Here is a 19,528-nt window from a genome sequence, read left to right as displayed (position 1 = left end):
TGAGCGGGCGATTTGCCCGATTTTCTCAAAGCTCCAAAAGGCTTAAAATTTTAGGGCTTAAAATTTAGAAGCTTAAAATTTATAATTATAAGCAAGATAAATATCTAGGCTTCTGAGTGTGTTAGTAGAGACTTCATCTTCGCCTTTGGCATAATAATACACAGGTATGCGAATGCCTGCTTCGATTTGATGGTGTTCATCGATATTTTCCAAAACCCCTATATTGATAAGCAGACCATTGTTATTGACACTATCAAATTCGTCTATATATGGGAGCGCTTTTTTTAAGTCGCTAAGCGTTTTGGACTGCACCCATTGATAGCCCAAGCCAGCAAACATTCCCCAATAGCTTTTTTCTTTTGAAAAACTCACGACATAATCGAGATTGATACTATATTTGAGAAAACTATCGGTTTTTTCGATATTGGGAAATTTGAAATTTACCCAATTAAAAACACCATACGCCCGCAAACCATTGTAGGCGTTGAAATATTGTTGCCAACCGATCTTGCCCCCCAAAAGAATATTGAATGTCGGATCGGGAGTGACATAAGAATATTCTCCAGTTGGTTTAGGACCATCTTTTTCTGCATCCCATACATAAGCGATTGATCCCCCGATTTCAGGTCCGATAAACAATCCTGACCTTTGGCTTGCGATCGAATCTTCTGCTAGGAGCGCATTGGTTTGCATTGCGAACAAACAAGCACCTGCTATAAAAATTTTTTTAATATCCCACATTTTGAATCCTTTGTTTTAATATTTTTAGAATGAATGCGTATGAATGCACAAAAATCTAGGCTATAAAATCCTCATTTTATATCCACCTCCCATCGAAACCTAACCGCAGGTTCAGTAGATGGATTGGGTATGCCCCCAACGCTTTGATTTTGGATATTTTGCGGGGGCGGTCCGCCCATCTTGCCCCCAATCTCATCTTTTGGCGCTCTGAGTATGGGCGTATCAATATATCTATGCTCCACATTGAAGATAAAACGGGTTCTACGGCATTTTGGTTCAAACTTTTTATATTGGTATTTATTGATGTGATCTATCAAGTTGTCTTGATTTTTGCAGCCAAGCACCGCACAAATTCTAAATCGTGAATTGAGACCAAAATAATGTTTGTAGCCTAGGACCACCTTGTAGTCTCGATTATACACCGGTAAATTTGGCATTTGGACCCGATTGGTATCGGGCAATTTGATTGTTCTGAGATAATCCCCATAAGGACCCCAAGCGTATAGCCCCCTGACATCGGTTTTCAAAAACAATCTTGGGGGCTTCTGTGGCAAACTCTCTTGTGAGCTCATTTGTGAATCGCCCTGCGTTGCTTGATTTAGGCACAACAAGCAAACGCTGGTAATGAAGATTTTTTTAATTTTTTTCATTGGAGTTTCTTTTTGAAACCATTTTTTAAAAACCCCATTGCCTAAAACACATAGTTATACGCCAGATATATATCAATAGGATTTCTGATTGTGGTTTTGCCTCCTTCACTATCAACTTTAATGTAGTTGTATAGTGGGATTCTTGCACCCAACTCAATGCGGTGATTATCGATAACTTTGGAAAGCCCCGCATTGACAACAAAGCCATTATCAGAAACATTGTTTTTGTCTCTATCAATCGTGGGATTATCGTTATATGCTTTTGTTATTTTATTGAGGTATTCATTTTGCACCCACTGATACCCCACACCCACAAACAGCCCGATAGGGTCTTTATTTTCTGTAAAATTAACCAGCAGATCGGCATTGATACCATACTTAAAATAATTATTCGCATCTGCACCGATAAGTTTGCCTACTGCTGTCAGACCCTTTTTTTTATCAAACGCATAGGCATAATCAAATGTGCCATAGCCCCGCAAGCCGATATAGGGATTGAAATATTGCTCATAACCTAATCGTAATCCTGCTAAGATACTATTGTCGGCTACGGATTCATCTATAGAATCTGTTTTTACCGAAGTATAAAGTAATTGATACCCCGCTTCTGCACCGATAAACAAGCCAAGCTTTTTGTTTGTTGCGCTTAGATCTTGGGCAAATGCACTGCTTACACCCAGTGCAAAATAACACCCTGCCATTAAAATTTTTTTGAATACTTGCATTTAACTCTCCATTGTGATGATTTTTGTTATACATTGTTGGCTGAAAATCAACGCGGAGATAATATAACATAATATTATTAAGTTTCAATATAAATAAATTAATTTGATTGAAGAAAATTTATTTTGATAAATATGAGAATCAAATAAATGCTATATATTTAAGTATTGATTTTTGAATTTGCTTGAATGAAATAAATTACTTAATTGAATATCTTTTTGTAATAGCCTGTCTGTAATGCTTTGGAGAAAATAGTTATACCAAAATGATCTCATTGATAAGATTTATTAAAAACCATTGCACTGAGGTGATGAGTCCAAAAATATTTTAAATCTAAAAATAAAATATATGTTTGCAGTTTGCTTAAGATATTCCAAATCTGCATTATTTTATGAAATTATTTTGTGGGGTCTGGATTCCAAGTGCCTAACATCTCAAGCTCGCTAGGGGTAAAGCCTGCTTGGAGGCGTGCTTGGGTGTTGATGATTTTGCCTTTGAGGTTGAAATTGTTAAACTTTCTCAAAAGATTGATAAAAGCATTTTTGTCTGGCTGGGTGTATCGCCACCACGTATCGCCTTTGCTGACGTGTGAAATCTCATCTATCAAGATGATTTCTAGGGCTTCTGTGATTTTTGTTTTGATGGGATGGGGGGTGTTTTGGATTTTTTGGGTTACAAAAGGATTGGCATCTAGCCCCATCGCCTCAAGCCCACGATGGACTAGTCCCATTCGTTCTCTCAAACTTGATTGGGTCAAAACCATCGCTTCAAAAAGATTATTATGCACGAAAAAATCCCCATAAGCAAAGCCTAGCTCCTCTAAGATGGATTGGAGCAGACAAAAATGCTTGATTTCTTCGCTAGCGACTTCTAACCAGTCTTGATAATAGCGGAGCGGGAGATGGCGGAATCGATACGTAGCATCGAGGGCTAAGTCAATGGCACTATATTCGATATGGGCGATGGAATGGATGATTTTAGCGATATTTTGGGGGGAAGAGGGTGCTTTGGGGCGTGAAATCTTTGTCGGATGGACGATTTGGCAAAATCCGCTATAAGATGGCGAGAGCTGGGGCTTGGCATTAGCGTCGTGGCAGAAGTCAAACCTTGCGTGTAAAAAATCATCATAAAATGCTTTGAAACCCGCAATCTTCCTGGCGGGAAATGGTTCAAACAAAATAGCTTCGAGTGATGAGAAAAATTCTTTCATTTTTTTACTTTTATAAAAAATCCACACATATCTGGAAAAAATGGTAAAAAAATATTGATATTTTTTTGCTGGGATTTTTAGGGTGTCGCATTGATTTTTGCCTCGATATGGGTGCTGATTTCATCGATGGTGGTTCGCAATAGATTCAAATCATCGATTCTTTTTTCTACCAAAGTCAGCTTTTCTTTTTGGAGAGTGGCGATATTTTCATTGAGGGTTTTAAATATATTTCCCAATGAATCCTCTTCTTCTAGGAGTGTGCGGGCATATTCACGGATAGAAAAAAATTCATCAATGATGGTTTCAAGCTCGGCTTTATTGGGCGTGGGGGCTTGTTTGGCATAATGGGTGCTTGCGTGTTGGGTATCTTCATAAAATCTTTGTTGCAGGGCTGAAATGGCGTATTTGATACAGGGTTTGCGGGTGGATTTGAGCTGTGAGGTGATTTTGCAAAATAAAACCTGTAGGTCTTTCTCAGTCCTTAAAAGGCATTCTATAAAGTCAAGCACGATGTTTTCATAGATTTTGGATGCAAAGGCACGCAGGTTGTTGTAGCTAAAATCGCTTAAAATGGCGTCTTTTTTCTTGATAAATTCGTTTTGGGCTTGCCATTTTTTGAGTTCAGCACTGAAATCATCGATGGATTTTTCAAAGGTCGCACCCATCGTGGTGGCGAGTTTTGAAAATCTGTGATTGAGGGCTTTGTAGGTTCTGTAGGGCTTGGATTTGGGATCAAGGAGTTCTTGGGAGATATTTTGGGTATCAAGCCTGTAGGTTATGAAAGTGTCCTTTTTGCCTTTGAGCAATTGCACGAAGTTAGGGTTTTGTAGCGATATGGTGGTTTTTTCTGGGTGGGTGTGTTGCAAGATGGTTGCGATGATGGTGCGACGATCGCTTTCTTGGCTTTTGAAAAAACTATCGAGTTCATCAAGCGTTTTTGCTTCCAAATTTGCAAAAGTTTCGAAAAAAACTTGGATTTGATTTTGGATCAACGTGAGGAGTTTGGAGTAAATACCGATGATTTGGGTGTAATTTTTTTTGATTTTTTCTACAAGACAGAGGAGATTTTCTTGGATGGCTTTTTCTTTTTGTTTTTTGGCTTCAGGGATCAGATGGCGTTCGAGTTGGTTCAAAATCGCATCAAAATTGATTTGTTGGTTTTGGAGATGTTGGGGGATTTTAGGCAAGTTTTCATAAAACAAACCCACATTTTGACTACCTGCCTCAAATGCCTTGCACAAGAGTTCTTGATGGCGATTGTGGTCTTGGGATTTGATGAGGGAATAATCATCATAGAGTTTTTGGAGTTCTTTTTGGAGAAAAAATTTTTCATCAATGCCAAGCTCTCTATAAAAAATCATCGCAGATATGGGGAGAATATCGCTAAAAACCTCGCCAAAATGCTCTTTGGCAAAATTGAGCGTTGGGATAATATCTTCGGATTTTTCTAGCACATCGATATGGGTAAGCACACAAAGAGAGATGCGAGACTTTTGGGCGATATGGGATTTGAGTGCGTTGAGTTCTTCGGCATTAGCGAGGTCATCAATGCGGTTGAGCCAAATAAGGATTTCACTTTGCTCGATATGCTTTAGGGCATTGCTGAAAGCCTCCTGGTCGCTTAGGTCAATGTCTGGGTATTTGTAGATATGAAACTCTTTAAGCATTGCAATGGGGAATTTGACCTCAAAATAGCTGATTTTTTCAAGTTCTTCTTGGGTGAGGGTGTTTAAAGAGAGCGTGTTTAAGCCTATGGCGGTTTTGTCTTTGCGGTGGGCGATGATAGATCGGGAATGCCCATAGCTGATGATATAGGTTTTTTTGGAATGGATTTGATTGCTTGGGAGAATGGGGTTTTTTAAGATGGTGTTGATAAAGGTTGATTTTCCATTGTCTCTCGCACCCATAATGCCTAGTTTTAGGGGTTCTTTGGCTTTTTTGGTGAGATTTTTTAGGGAGATTTTGAGTTCAGGTGAGGGGGAAAATTTTTCATTCGTGATTTTGTAGCTGACTTCTTTGAGTAAGCCCAAAATATCGGATTCAAAATGCGGGGAAAGGTCATTTTGGGTGCTTTGGTATTGTTTGATAAAGTCGTGAATATAACTCATTTGCTTGCCTTTAGGGCTTCCATCTGTGTGTGAATAATGCTTTGGAGTGCTTTGAAATGCTCGATTTGCTTGGATTTTTCGTTTTCACCCAGGTCTTTAAGGTCTTTTGCTTGGGTATTGGCGTGCGTGATGATGGCGTTTAGGGTTTCTATCATTTGGTGGGTTTGGTCGGAGAAGACAGCGGTTTTGTGATGGATTTTTTCTTCCAAATAAATAATGATATTTTGATAGCTCAAATCAAACGCCTTGTCAATGTTTTTTTCAATATCTTTGAGCTTTGCCCCATCACGCAAAATATGGTTGATGTAGGTTTTGAGTTCTTCGGTGTAGAGGGCAATATCGCCCTCTGTGTATTCGGAGCGCTCTGTTGTGATGATGGCTTTTTCTTTGAGTGCTAATAAGTCAGATTCAAGACTCATTGGGGCGATAAAATCACAAGCTTGGCGACTAGATTCAATAAAAGCTTGCATTTTTTTGTCGTAATCTTCTTGCATTTTTTCTATCAAGTATTTTAGGCTGTCTTTGAGATTGTTTGCGATGATATTTTCTAGCCTTGAGGCGTTGATATGCTTGTTTTTTGAGGTTTCATAGGTGATGAAGTCGATGAGATGTTCTTTGAGGTTGTAGCCTAAATCTTTGATGTTGGTTTTTGCTTTTTGGGCGCTCTCTTCGATGGATTTGATGAATGCCTCTTTTGCACTAAGGATTTGTTTTTGGGCGCTGGTGCATTTTTTGTCTAGGTCAGGTATTGCTACTTGGATGGGGTTTTTTAGCAAATCAAGATATTTTTTGATCGCCCATTCCAAAATGGCATACGTGCTATAAAGGGCATTTTTAGAATAATTGGTGGGGTGTTTGAAGATGATGTCATTGAGGTAGTTTTCTAGTGCGAGGATGCCGGTGTCTTCGAGGTCATAGCCCCTTGATAGCGCTTCTTCGCTCTCATTGGTGCGGTGTAGTAATGCCAATGTGCTTGAGACGGGGATAAAATCGATTTTTGCGATATTTTTTTTGAGGATTTTTTGTGGCTGGTTTTGTGATTTTTGGATTTCTTCTAAGATATTTTGGCTTAGATGTTTGAGATCGGATAAATTCACCAAATCCGCACGGGTAAAAACAATCAATACCTTTTCGAGATTTTCATAATGGATGATATGGGAGAGAAACTCGACATCTTTTTGTGAAATCGGCTTGGAAGCGTTGATGAGGTAAAGCGTGATGATACTTTGTGCGATGGCGTTTTCGGTTTGATGGGTTTTGTAATTAAATTTTGTGTTGGTGTTGGGCGTATTGATAAAAACGAGATTGTTTTTTAAAAATTCTGTTGGCGAATAGATGGTGATTTTTTTGATGAGATAAGAGATTTTTGAGTGGTGTTCGCTACTGGCGTAGGTTTTGATTTCTTCGGGTTTTACTTCTATTTGTAGCCCTTTTTGGGTGATACAATCATCGATATAAGGACCAAAAGCTACTTTGCTTTCGGTGATGGTGGCATTCAAGTCATCATCAAAATAGAGATTTTCTAGCAGGTGGGACCATTGTTCTTGGGTTAGGAATGTGATGTCTGCTTTTGCTTTGGGGCTATGGGTGATGGTGATTTTGGTTGTGGATTCTGGGATGGCTGAAATGGGTAAAATATCCTCGCAAAGCAATGCGTTTAAAAGCGTGGATTTTCCTGATTTTGCGATACCGCAAAGCGATATTTGAAATTTCGTGCCTAGAATTTTATCGACTTGATATTTCATCATATCCAAAAGCCAAGATGGCATTTGGGGTGTATGTTGGGTTTGTTTGAAAATATCTTGAATGGTTTGGAGATGTTGGTAAAACCAGCTCGTTTGAAAATCGAGTGCCTTTGTTTTGTTGATTTTGGGGGTTTTGCTGTGCTTTTTGCGTGTGGCATTGAGGCTGTGGATCTGGTATTTAAAGCTTGTTTTGATACATTGCTCTTCTTCATAGAGGATAATCCCTGCGGTTTTTAGCGTGGCTAGATATTCAAAAATCTCTTGAATCATCTTGAGATTATTTTTGCTTTCGATAACGTCAAGAACGGCTTTTTGAAGCGATTGGATAGCGTGATGATTCGGAGCGGTGTGCAATGTTTGCAATAATGCTTTAAATGCGGGCATATGGAAAAATATTTGTTTGTTTCTATTGTTGTATGCGAGCAAGATAGCAAAGATTTCTTCAATTTTTGCTTCAGGGTGAGTAAAATCTATCGGCAAAGGGTTTGATGGGGTATCAAGCGGGATATCTTGAGAATAAACCAATGAGAAAAAATATCCCGCAATGGTGTCTTTTGCAATCGTATCTTTTGTTGCCACATCATCCCTTTAAAGCACTTGATGTTTGGGGTAAAATCTATAGACCCCACTATGAAGCGGGTTTTGTCTCCAAAATTTCAATGGTGTTGATTATGTCATCTTGCTTGAGTGAGTCAAGCACCTTGAGGCTTTCTCTTTCATCAGGTTGGATTTGCCCAAACACCGTGTGTTCGCCATCTAAATGGGGCAAATCCACAAAACACAAGAAAAACTGACTCCCGCCGGTATTCCTGCCAGCGTGTGCCATAGAAAGCGAGCCTTTTTTGTGTCGGTTGGGATTGTCTGTGAGCTCGCATTTGATACGATAGCCCGGTCCTCCTGTGCCTGTCCCGTGTGGGCAACCACCTTGGGCGACAAAGCCTGCGATAACGCGGTGGAATGACAATCCATCATAAAATCCCTGTTTTGCCAATGTCGCAAAATTAGTTACGCTTTGGGGGGCGTCATTGGGAAATAATTTGATGAGCATATCGCCTTTGTTTGTCTTAATGAGGGCGTATTGGAGTTTTGAGAGTTCATCTTCGGATATATCATAAATTTTTAATTCTTCCATTGTCTGTTTTTTTCCTTGTATTTTTTTGATTTAACTCGTTTTTGATTTTACCGATTTTAATCTGTGAAAACAAGATAAATAAAATTTTAGATGAAAGATACAAAGTGCGTGAGAAACTATTTCCTTTTTTGGGTTGTATTGTTGTCTTGATTTTTGTCTCTTGTGCGGTTTTGGTCGCTTCTGAAGATGTGCTTGATGATGAGCCTAGCCCCGCAGAGTCCAATGTTGATTCAAAAATGGATTCTGCTTTGGGCTCTTCTTCGAGTTCTGCTTCGGGTTCTGCTTCGGGTTCAAAAAAGTTGTTTGCACCCAAACATTTTGATTGGATATATAGCACGGTTATTATTAAAGTATATTTTGATGATGGGAGTTTGCGGCAAGGTTTTGGCTTGCTTTTAAAAAACGGATTTTATCTGACATCTTCGGAATTGACCTATAATCGGGGCTTGTATCCCAAGCAGATTGTTGCCAAAATGCAAGATGATAGTGCGAAACCTCTGATTTGTGTCGCTAAGCTCCAGCTAAAAGCGATGGATAGCGACAAGGGCTTGGCATTGCTAAAAACTACTGCTTTTACGGATGATTATTGTAATACTAGAAGCGAAAGCTACTACCACAAAAGGATTTATGACAAATACGGCAAAAATATTTTTTCGACTACCCCGACAAAAAAGCTTATTTTGGGAGGTCTTTATTTCCCGATACTTGAGGATTTTGACACGCTTGGCGTGGGGCGAACGATCCCTATCAAGGAAGAAAGCTATTATGATAACTATTCAAAAAAAGAGATTTTTTATGGGTATTCTTTGCCGCTAGAAACTTATCAAAGATTTACTTTTGGCAAACCATATTTCAACAAAGATGGCGAATTTTTAGGCATTTTTAGCGTGGCTGCGCAGTCGTATCTGCCTGCTTTGGTAAAAAAAGAGATTGTCCAAGATTTTATATGTGAATTGAAAAAGAAAAATATTTTTATGCGAAATTCTCCACCTTGCGTGAGTGAGGGGACATAATGAAGCAGAGATTTATTCTCTGTGAAATGGTCTTACGATTCGCTTGCGAATCAATACCTTTAAAACTGGGTTGATATTCCTGCGATAGCAGGATATAACCCTGAACTTTAGGAATGAAGCAGAGATTTATTCTCTGTGAAATGGTCTTACGATTCGCTTGCGAATCGCATAAAAATCTCTAAATAGAAAAAAGCAAAGCGTTTTTATTGCCAATGGATTTCTATAAAAAATAGATTTTGTGATGGGGTTTTGCAAATGAAATTGATTATAGAGACACACTGATTCATATTCAATCATTCAGAAAAAATATGAAACTCAAAACAACATCCCTTATCAATCTAAAATTATTATTCAAGAATTACAAAGATGAAGCAGAGAGCAAGACAGATAATTAGAATTTCAGGGATTCTTGGATTGTAGCTAGCCTTTTTCTAAAAATCCCTTGAAAATCTCTATTAAAATGAATAGTTGTAGGCGAGATATAAATCAAATGGATTGCTGAATTTGTATTTGAGTGCGACTGGTCCGGTTGTCTCGAAATCTGCGTATTTGTAGAGTGGGATTGTAACCCCAAAATCAATGCGGTTGTGGTTTTTGATGGTTTTTGAAAACCCTGCGTTGATGATGGCACCATTTTGTTTGACATTTGAGCCTTGAATATCTTTGAGATTATTAAGAGAACTAGATTGCACCCATTCATAGCCCCCACCAATGAATAATCCCCAAGAGTTTTCTTCCTTTGAGAAGTTTAATAAATAATCTATGTTGGCACCATATTTAAAGAGTGCAGAGTAGCCAAAAGTCCCATAAAGCCTCAAGCCATTGTAGGCATTAAAATACTGCTGGTAGCCAAGCCTTGCGCCATAAAGCATACCAAGATTGATACTAAATGCTTCAGCACTGCTAATATCTGTTTTAACAGATGCAGAGCCATAGGTTGTTGCAAACCCAACTTGTGCGCCTATAAACACCCCTGATTTTTCACTCACCTCAGAACTCTCCACCGCACCAGCCAATAAAGCCACACAGGCAAACCCTAGAAAAGCATTTTTGATTTTTTCCATCTTTGGCTCCTTATATTTAGTCATTGATTTTATTTTTTGTTTTCTCTAATCTTCTACTTAGTCCAAATAAAATTTTATTATAACATAATTTTTTAAAATGTGATATATAAATTAACTAAAATTACCAGAAACTAATATAAAAAATATACATTTTAATATTAATTTTAAGTATATATTAAGAATTAATGATGAAAATTGGAAAACATACACTTAAATCAGCTTAGGGCTGGTTTGTGTCAGGCTGGGAGCATTGCTGGGGCGAAGATATAAGGAAGACATAAGAATATGAAAACAAACAAAAAAGCGATAATTTTAGGGATTTTTGGAAGCGGGGTAATCTTTTCTAAAAATCCCTTGAAACCCTTAAAATGAATAACTATAGGCAAGATAAATATCAAAAGGATTATTTGTTGTTGATTTTGTAATTTTTCCAGCGGTTAGGTCTGTATCATTGAGTTTGAGATAATCATATAGCGGGACTTTTACACCAAACTCAAAGCGATTGTGGTTATTGATGATTTTTGAAAGCCCCGCATTGATAACCATACCATTTTGGATGACTTTTGCACCATCACCTTTTTTGAACTCCTTTAGTTTTTTGGACTGCACCCACTGATACCCCACACCCGCAAAGATTCCCCAAGCATTTTTACTATCTGAAAAATTCAGCATATAGTCGAGATTCACGCTGTATTTGAAAAAATCATCTTCTGAGGCAAAGTTTGTATAATCAAATGTCCCATAAAGCCTCAAACCATTGTAGGCATTAAAATACTGCTGGTAGCCAATCCTTGCACCATATTGCATATTGGTGACAAATTCTGCTTCACCTGTAAAATTAAAAGCACCTAAATTTGCAACTGATATGGAAGTATAGCCGATCGCAGCCCCAACTTGAGCGCCTATAAACACCCCTGATTTTTCACTCACCTCAGAGCCCTCCACCCCGCCAGCCAATAAAGCCACACAGACAAACCCTAGAAAAGATTTTTTGATTTTTTCCATCTTTGACTCCTTATATTTAGTCATTGATTTTATTTTTTGTTTTCTCTAATCTTCTACTTAGACCAAATAAAATTTTATTCTAACATAATTTTTTAAAATGTGATATATAAATTAACTAAAATTACCAGAAGTTAATATAAAAAATATATATTTTAGTATTAATTTTAAGTATATATTAAGAATTATGGTTATAGTATGCTTGTCAAAAAATGGCTAAAGAAATCAAATAGTTTAATATCATTTTTTAATTAAAGAAGCTAGATATGAAACCTATCCCATCGGTAAAATTGACAAGAAAAGCATTGAGGCGAGGCGATAAGCCCAAAAGTCTTGCAAGTCTGAATCTCAAATCTTGCACTGATTATCCCGGCATAACAAAGCTTACCAAAAGCTTCATTTCTCTTTCTTTGCTTTCGTTTTTATCCGTGGGGGTTGCGAGTGAAACGACAAATTCCCCTCTCCCCATCACCCCTGATAAGGCAAACCCAACCTTTGCCCCCGAGATTATCAAAGCCCATAACGATGTCCCGATTGTCAATATCACCACGCCCAATCCTGCAGGCATTTCTAATAATGCCTTTAGGGATTTTAATGTCAATCGCAACGGCTTGATTTTTAACAATATCAAAGATTCCCCGAGCAAAACCGAACTAGCTGGCTATATCAATGCCAATCCCAATCTGACAAATTCTTCGGTTGCCAAACTCATTCTCAATCAAATTACTTCTGAAAATCCCTCTACATTGCTAGGCTATATGGAAATAGCTGGCAACAAAGCCAATCTGATTATTGCCAATCCCAATGGCATTGATTGTGTTGGCTGTGGGTTTATCAATACGGCAAATGCGACAATGATTGCTGGGAAACTCTCCCAAGAGTTTAATGATAAGTTTTTGATGATGAAAAATATGCAAGAAGCGATGCAGTCTTTGAAATTTGCCATCAAAGATGGGAATATCACTATCGGCACATTCAATGGCAAAAATCTCCAAGCCCTCAATCTCATCTCTAGAACATTGCGTGTTAATGGCAAGATAGATGCTAGCAAAATCGCAATGATTTTAGGGCAAAACAACATCACTATCGATCCTAGTAATGCTTCTGTATTGCTCTTTCAGCCCGTTTCTTTGCCTGATGATTCCCAAGAAAAAAAGCCCGCTTTAGCTCTCGATGTGGCGTATATGGGCGGGGTATATGCAAATTCCATCTATCTAGTGGCTACAGATGCGGGTGTCGGGGTCAAAAATAGTGGCACAATGGCTACATTTCCCTCACGTGATGGACACGATGGGGGATTTGTGATCCATAGTAATGGCGATATTGAGATCACCAAACCCACCCCTCTAGCAACAGAGCAAGACCCTACGCAAAAAAGCATTGCAAATATTCCCTCAAATACACTCACTACTACAGGTGCGGATACCGCCCAACCCATCACCCTAAGTGCGACTACGCCCCTTATCTATGCAGGCACAGATCTGGCTATCACCGCTCCCAATGTTACAAATCATTCTATCATCTATGGAGAAAAAGATATCTCTATTGCCACCACAGGCGATATAAACAATATCGGGGAGATGGAGCTTGTCCCGAAAATGATTTCTCAAGAGAATTATCATCATAGGACCGATGGGAATAAAAAATATAGCGAATACAACTACACCACTACCATTACCCAAGATGAACTCAAAGCAGGGAGCTACCACCCGGCTATCATCTATGCGAAAAATTCACTCCATCTCAATGCGACACTTATCAATAATAAATCCTCTATTATCGCCACCCCAAAAGGCGATCTTCATACCCTCTCAAATCTCAATAATATCTCTCCCTTGCCTAAAAGGACAGAAGAGAGCGTAGGGACACGGATGGATTATGATAGATACGGAGGAAGTTGCGGATTGAAGTTTATTTTTGGAAAACAAGGATGGAATTGTCATAGTTCAACCACCTATCATTCCTATCACCCCGCTCCAAAAGTCTCTACCCTCACCATAGCAGATCTCCATATCCCCGAGATTCCTTTAGAAGCGATGATGGGCGCTTATACCCACACACTTATCGATGACTACAACACGGCTTCTCATCCTTATACTATTGATAGTGATCCAGATTACCAAACCCCTAGAGCTTTTTTACAAACCAAGAGCTTTCAATCCAGCGTAGCAAATTCGGCATTATTGAGTGCGATGATGGATAAGGCTGATACACAAAATCATCTCAATGCCATCCAAGCTGTTTCTTCCAAGCCATCTATTGGTATGGGTATCACCGCTCATAATGCTTATTTGCAAAATGTCCCTGCATTAAGCCAAGCAAGTGCTTTGTATAATACCTCTGCTATCCATACAGATTCTCTCTATCTTGCCACAGCCAATATCACCAACAAAAACGGCTTGATTGTTTCTGATAATGATATGGATATCCTTGCTGGTAGTTTTGTTTCTGATTCGGGTAGGCTCGAATCAGGGGGAAATATGGTAATTAATGCCAAAGATGTTTCCATCAAGACCGGCACAACAAATAATACTTTTTATTTTCAGCCAGCTATGTTTTCGTTTTTGCGACCCATATTTTCTACGAGTCAAACCTTTGATACTACTGCTACCCTCAAAGCCCATCATCTCCAGATTAATGCCACCGATACATTGTCGCTAGCGGGTGCAGATATTGAAGTTGCTAAGGATATGGATCTCAAAGCTAAAAATATCAAAATCACCACTGCCACTGCCAAAAAACACTACAGCGATCACGCCCTTACCCGCACAGATTCTACCCAACAGCGCTCATTGCTACACGCAGGGGGTAATATTAACTTAGAGGGGGGTGAAAATCTCGATTTTACTTCTATAAAAGCACGTGCAGATAATAAAATCGCATTTTATGCAAATAATGACCTCACACTTGATACAGCGACTAAAGACACTTATAATAAGCTTACCACTTATAGTTCTGATAACAAATTTTTTTCATCAACTACGACCACCACCACGACTGAAACTGCCACGAGTTCGCATTTGGCAAACAAACTCGAAGCTAAAGATATTTCCCTTGCTTCAGGGGGTAATACCACAGCTTATAATCTCTCTGCTGATTCGCAAGATTTCTCTATCAGCGCAAAAGGCAATGCCAAAATATCCAATCACGCCGATACAGCTTCTGAGACTATCCATCAAGAGATTAAGACTACAGGCTTATATATGGGTGCTAGCAATGGTAAAGTCTCTTTGAGTGTAGGCACAGATAACACCAAAAGTGATACCTATGCCAATCAAGCCACCCATCACAACCAAACTATCCAAGCTGATCATATCGCCATCGTTTCTAGCAATGCCGATATAGCGATCGAATCTTCCAATCTCAAGACTGGACCTAATGGCTCAATTGCTCTAAGTGGCAATGATGTATCTATCGCCTCGCTTGAAAATACTACATCCAAAACCAGCCATACCGAAACCAAATCAAACAGAATCGGCATTCAAATCGCTGTTCCTACAGACTTTTTTACTACCGATACTAAAACGTTATTAAAAACATCTCTAACTGATCTTGGAAAATCATTAGTCGATAAAGGCAAAAAATCTGACAAATATCGCGACATTTCAAATCTTGCCGATGGGTTTATCACGGGTAGGACTTTCCAAGATTTTGCTGATGATATGCAAGGGTCGCTAGAGAATCCTAGAATATCGCTAGGCATTACCCATACCACTACTACAAGCAACTCAAGCGAGAAAGCCAACTTTGCTTCTAGCTCAAATATTTCTGCAGGAGATTTGCAGATTGTCGCTAGAAACAATGCCAAAGTCATTGGCTCAAATATAACCGCTCAAAGTGCTTCTATAGAAGCCAAAAATCTTGATATCCTATCAGCGCAAAATATCTCTGATAAGACTTCTCATACCAATACTCAAGAAACATCTTTGACTTTTTCTGCTAAGCTAGATGGGGCAAAGACAGGCTTAAGTGGGGAGCTTGCCTACCAAAATACTGATAGTAATACCAAAACTCTATCAAACACCAATACAGCCAGCAATCTCAATATGGGTCTATTGCATATCAACACTGCTGAAAGCGTGAATATCACGGGTTCAAATCTCAATACAGATACTGCCACAATCCAAACAAAAAGCTTTAATATGCAAGCTTCTGAAGATAAAAGCTATGAACTTAAAAATTCCCAATCTTATGGGGGAAGTGTTGAAGTCGCTTATAATGGTGGGTTTGATGTCGGGGTGGGTCTAAATATTTCTGGAGGTTCTAATCAAAAAAATAAAACTACGCATAATAAAAGCACCTTGAATGCCAATCAACTCACCCTCATCGCCACAGAGGCGACAAATAACACCTCCAGTATCAATGTAAATGAACTTCATAGCCCAACAGAAATTAAACAAATCAAGCAAGAAGACACCAGCAAGGAGACCTCTTCTTCTTATGCTGCAAGCACATCGCTTAGAGTCGGAGCATCTGGGGTGAGTGGGAATATAGATTTCAGTATCCAGCCCCCTGATGCAGGAAAATATTCTTTGTCAATGGGGACATCTTCTAAGCCTTCCAAAGACTCCCAGAGTCCAAAAGTGGCAAAAAGTATTAACACAGAATATAAAGGAAAGTATTGGCAAGCTAGTAGCAATAATGTGATTGACACAATTAAAGGGGGAATTGATTTGGGTAAAAATATTAAAACTGAATACAGCTCCAATCATAGTCCCAAAGACAAGGCCAAAGCAATCACAAAAGATAGCCTAAATTATGCCAGTCAGGCTTATAAAAATTTTACCACCGATGAGACGAAAAATAAAGTTAATGACATTATTTTTGGGAATGACAAATCTAAAAAATAAATTTATTTCAAGATAAAAGGATAGACAATGAATACAAAAAAACTCTTGACTACTTTAGCAATCTTAGCAAGTCTTATATCTTCATCACAGGCGAGATTTTTTCTAGGTCTAGAGGGGGGTTATGTGTATAGCGGGGTTGATGAGAGTAGGGAAGATTCTAAAAGTTGTGTAGACTGGGTTTGCACCATTACTAAACCGGGCTACCATATCAAAAATGCCTATAGCAGTAATGGGTATTTAATCAATCTTAATCTCGGTAATGAATACCATTTTGATAATCAAAATAAGTTTGGTATCCGCTGGATTGGCTTGATTGGTTATGGTAATGCCAATATTGAGAATAAAAAAGGCACTCTAAACCTGAAAAATTACTCCGGCTATCTGGTTGATCTTGCTATTGGTGCGGATATTTTATTTGATATTCTTCGGTTTGATAAAAAGAATACATTCGGTTTCTTTGTTGGTGTAGAGGCAGATGTGAGGGTATTAAATTCAAAGAAAAATTATTTAAATAGTAACGGAAAATATTATTTTCCCGTATTTAATAGTTTTAGTTTGCGACTTGTCCCTAGATTTGGACTTTCATTATTTCTCAATGACCACTATCGCATAGAGCTTATCGGAAAAATACCTGCTTATTCTAAATGCGATGGTTCGGGTCAGTCTGAAGAAGAATATCGGATGACCACTTCCTATGACGCAATGCTTAGCTACAAATATATCTTTTAGGATAAGCAATGAAAATGACAAAAGTTATCAGTGCCTTAGTGATTTTGGCAACTTTTTCCTCTCTAGCTCAAGCGAGATTTTATCTTGGTGCGGAAGGGGGCTATACTTATAACACGGTCGATATAACAGATGATGATGGTGATATTATTAATGCCTATATAGGAAATGGATACTTAATTAATCTTGATCTAGGAAATGAATATCGTGAGGATAATGAAAGCGTGTTTGCTTCCCGCTGGATTGGTCAAATTGGCTATGGCGAAGGCAATCTGTTTGCTAAAAGTGACAGAAACACAAAATATTTCAGTCGCATACTAAATATCAGCATTGGTGGGGATTTATTTTTTAATGCATTACAATTTGGGAAAAAGAAGAATTTTGGCTTTTTTCTTGGTGTAGAGTTCGGAACTAGGATTCTTCTCTCAAATGCAACCTATATGTATCGGGGCAAGATGTCTTATGTGGGCGATTTGGGGCTTTTGTTTGGTCCTAGATTAGGGCTTTCATTGGCTCTTGGCAAGCATAATCGTATCGAGCTTATAGGAAAAATGATTTTAAAATATAGTGTAGATGATGTCATAAATGGCATTTTTGATAAGCTAAATGGCGAGAAAGCAAGTGATACTACTAACAAAACAAGAATGTTTGCAAAAGATTATGCAGATGATAGTAGAGAGAATAAAGCCAATCCTTCATTTGCTTTTGACGCAATGCTAAGCTATAAATATATCTTTTAGAGCCAAACAATGGATATCAGAAACTTTTAACGGGACTAAATAGCCCAAGAAGAGCAAGTAAAATGGCTGGCTATAAAGCAAACAAGAATAATTTTAGAAGCAGGCACGTTGGTAGGATTTCCTTGCTTGGGGCTATCTTTTTTGCTCTATATGGCTTAGGGGTCTTTTTGCAGGCAGACACCCTCAAAGAATCCAGCACTTCTGCTTGCTTTCCTATCGATAAAATCGAGCTTGTTTTTGTTAATGCCCCCGCTAAATCCCAAAAGAAATTTTCCTATGCAAAAGCGATTATCAAAGACTTTCAAGCCAAGCACTCTTGTCTAGGCTCAAAAGACATATTTGATTTGCTCCAAAAACTCCAATCCACCACCATCGCCAAGGGCTATTTAAGCACACGCATTGCCCTGGGGTCGCAATCGCTCTCTTCTGGCACGCTCCAAATCACCCTATCCGTGGGGACAATCAGCAAGATACTCTACAATGATGAGGCGCATATGTGGTCTTTTAAAAAGGATTTTTCCATCAAAGAGGGCGATATTTTAGACATCAGAAAAGTAGAGTTGGGGCTAAGAAATCTCAAAAATATCGAATCTATCGAGTCTAAAATCTATTTTGCCCCAGATGAGAAATTCCCCAATCAAAGCGTGGTGAGTATTGATACACATAAGCTGTCTTTGCCACTATTTTTAGGGGGTGGGGTAGATAATGGCGGGAGTATCGGGCAAAACCTCCAAGCTTTCCTTTATGGGAGCTACGAAAACCCGCTCCATCTCGCTGATAAGCTAAGCGTTTATGCTCTGGCTTCCTTGCCTTTGAGTGAGAAAAACCATAGCTATTATTTTTCTATGAGCTACTTAGTCCCTATTCGGCGCGTGCATTTGTCTATAGATGCCTCTTATTCGCATTCTGCCCAAGAAATCCCCTTTGTAAGTATCACCCCAGTATATCAGAGCAGAAATATTAATATAGATTTCAAGGCAAAAACCCTTATTTATGCCAATAGCAATAGCCAGCTTTCTGTGAATGTTGATGGGGGTGTGAGGCTCGCAAGTAGCTATCTGGATACTATCGCCCTTGATGTGCAAAGTCGTAACCTCGCAGATATAGCACTTAGTGTGGCTTATCAAAGAAAAATCGCTACTTTTGTGTTTGATATTTCTGTGGGGCTTTTGCAAGGGTTGCCGATCTTTGAAAATCAAGGCAAGCGATTGCAAGCCGAATACCTCTACAGCGTGCCAAACGTGAATATGTATCTGAACGCACCTTTTAGGCTATGGGGAACTACTCTAGCGTATATGAGCTCTATCCAGACCCAAATTTCAAGAGATAGGCTTTATGCAAGCCAAAAGCTAAGTATCGGGAGTCGCTACACTACAAGGGGGTTCAATCACTTTAGTATCAGCGGGCAGATGGGTGTTTTGTATAAAAATGATTTGATGGTTTATTTGCCTGATTTTTGGGGGATTGTGATAGTCCCTAGTGTGGGGATGGATTGGGGATTTGTGCGAGATTTGGGGAGTGGGGGCGATAAAAACGGAGGGATTTTGGGTGGCGGTGGGATAGGTTTGAGTGTTTTACATCGGTATTTTAATACCCAGATTGCCTTAAATACGCCACTTTATAACCCTTATAAAGCCCCTGCACAAAATCTCTTTTTTTCTATCGGGGGTAGGTGGTAGAATTTTCTCCAACTTTCTTCCCCTAAGCAAACCTTAAGCTATAAGTTTGTAGTATTTCACTCCCATTCAGGTGAGCCTCATAAAAACTCTCCAGTATTTTGGTGATTCCATATCTTTTACCTCTTTTTTGGATTTTGTGCCAATG

14 protein-coding genes are annotated in these 19,528 nt (G+C 38.8%); 5 read left to right on the top strand and 9 right to left on the bottom strand.

Features of this window, described 5'->3' with window-relative positions:
* Positions 1-72 precede the first annotated feature (72 nt).
* The 7 genes from BJI48_RS07310 to BJI48_RS07280 form a co-directional block, all read right to left on the bottom strand.
* Entirely contained in the window at positions 73-741 is a 669-nt protein-coding gene (locus tag BJI48_RS07310) for an outer membrane beta-barrel protein (RefSeq protein WP_095333507.1), read from the bottom strand.
* Between the two features lie 71 nt (positions 742-812).
* Positions 813-1,391, bottom strand: a complete 579-nt coding sequence (locus BJI48_RS07305; RefSeq protein ID WP_095333504.1) for a hypothetical protein — start codon at positions 1,389-1,391, stop codon at positions 813-815.
* 41 nt (positions 1,392-1,432) lie between these two features.
* Complete coding sequence (locus BJI48_RS07300) at positions 1,433-2,116, bottom strand: outer membrane beta-barrel protein (RefSeq protein ID WP_095333502.1); 684 nt, start codon at positions 2,114-2,116, stop codon at positions 1,433-1,435.
* Between the two features lie 395 nt (positions 2,117-2,511).
* On the bottom strand, positions 2,512-3,324 hold the full coding sequence (locus tag BJI48_RS07295; protein WP_095333500.1) for a ferritin-like domain-containing protein: 813 nt from the start codon (positions 3,322-3,324) through the stop codon (positions 2,512-2,514).
* Between the two features lie 77 nt (positions 3,325-3,401).
* Positions 3,402-5,432 carry a dynamin family protein gene (locus tag BJI48_RS07290; RefSeq protein WP_095333498.1) on the bottom strand — a complete coding sequence of 677 codons (2,031 nt, stop codon included), beginning with the start codon at positions 5,430-5,432 and terminating at the stop codon, positions 3,402-3,404.
* Positions 5,429-7,756: a dynamin family protein gene (locus tag BJI48_RS07285; protein ID WP_095333495.1), complete on the bottom strand. Its 2,328-nt coding sequence runs from the start codon at positions 7,754-7,756 to the stop codon at positions 5,429-5,431. The genes BJI48_RS07290 and BJI48_RS07285 overlap by 4 nt, the downstream gene beginning before the upstream one ends.
* Positions 7,757-7,805: 49 nt before the next feature.
* A complete protein-coding gene (locus BJI48_RS07280) occupies positions 7,806-8,309 on the bottom strand; it encodes a peptidylprolyl isomerase (RefSeq protein ID WP_095333493.1) in 504 nt (167 codons plus the stop codon).
* Positions 8,310-8,413: 104 nt separating this feature from the next.
* Between BJI48_RS07280 and BJI48_RS07275 the strand changes: the two genes are divergently transcribed.
* Positions 8,414-9,322 carry a hypothetical protein gene (locus BJI48_RS07275; RefSeq protein ID WP_095333491.1) on the top strand — a complete coding sequence of 303 codons (909 nt, stop codon included), beginning with the start codon at positions 8,414-8,416 and terminating at the stop codon, positions 9,320-9,322.
* 455 nt (positions 9,323-9,777) lie between these two features.
* Here BJI48_RS07275 and BJI48_RS07270 read toward each other — a convergent pair whose 3' ends face one another.
* Together BJI48_RS07270 and BJI48_RS07265 are read right to left on the bottom strand one after the other, a co-directional pair.
* Positions 9,778-10,386, bottom strand: coding sequence for an outer membrane beta-barrel protein (locus BJI48_RS07270; RefSeq protein WP_180763085.1), 609 nt, complete (start codon positions 10,384-10,386; stop codon positions 9,778-9,780).
* 363 nt (positions 10,387-10,749) lie between these two features.
* Positions 10,750-11,391, bottom strand: a complete 642-nt coding sequence (locus tag BJI48_RS07265) for an outer membrane beta-barrel protein (RefSeq protein ID WP_180763084.1) — start codon at positions 11,389-11,391, stop codon at positions 10,750-10,752.
* Positions 11,392-11,654: 263 nt separating this feature from the next.
* On the opposite strand from BJI48_RS07265, the gene BJI48_RS07260 reads away from it, so the two are divergent.
* From BJI48_RS07260 to BJI48_RS07245, 4 genes are all read left to right on the top strand, one after another.
* Complete coding sequence (locus tag BJI48_RS07260) at positions 11,655-16,238, top strand: hemagglutinin repeat-containing protein (protein WP_095333485.1); 4,584 nt, start codon at positions 11,655-11,657, stop codon at positions 16,236-16,238.
* Between the two features lie 27 nt (positions 16,239-16,265).
* Positions 16,266-16,967: an outer membrane beta-barrel protein gene (locus BJI48_RS07255; RefSeq protein ID WP_095333482.1), complete on the top strand. Its 702-nt coding sequence runs from the start codon at positions 16,266-16,268 to the stop codon at positions 16,965-16,967.
* Between the two features lie 8 nt (positions 16,968-16,975).
* Positions 16,976-17,704, top strand: coding sequence for an outer membrane beta-barrel protein (locus BJI48_RS07250; RefSeq protein ID WP_095333480.1), 729 nt, complete (start codon positions 16,976-16,978; stop codon positions 17,702-17,704).
* Between the two features lie 62 nt (positions 17,705-17,766).
* Positions 17,767-19,383 (top strand): ShlB/FhaC/HecB family hemolysin secretion/activation protein, encoded by a 1,617-nt coding sequence (locus tag BJI48_RS07245; protein WP_095333478.1) that lies wholly within the window; start codon positions 17,767-17,769, stop codon positions 19,381-19,383.
* Positions 19,384-19,528 lie beyond the last annotated feature (145 nt).

It is taken from the genome of Helicobacter sp. 11S02596-1 (assembly GCF_002272825.1).
Lineage (GTDB): Bacteria > Campylobacterota > Campylobacteria > Campylobacterales > Helicobacteraceae > Helicobacter_J.
This window is presented reverse-complemented; position numbering and strand designations above follow the sequence as displayed.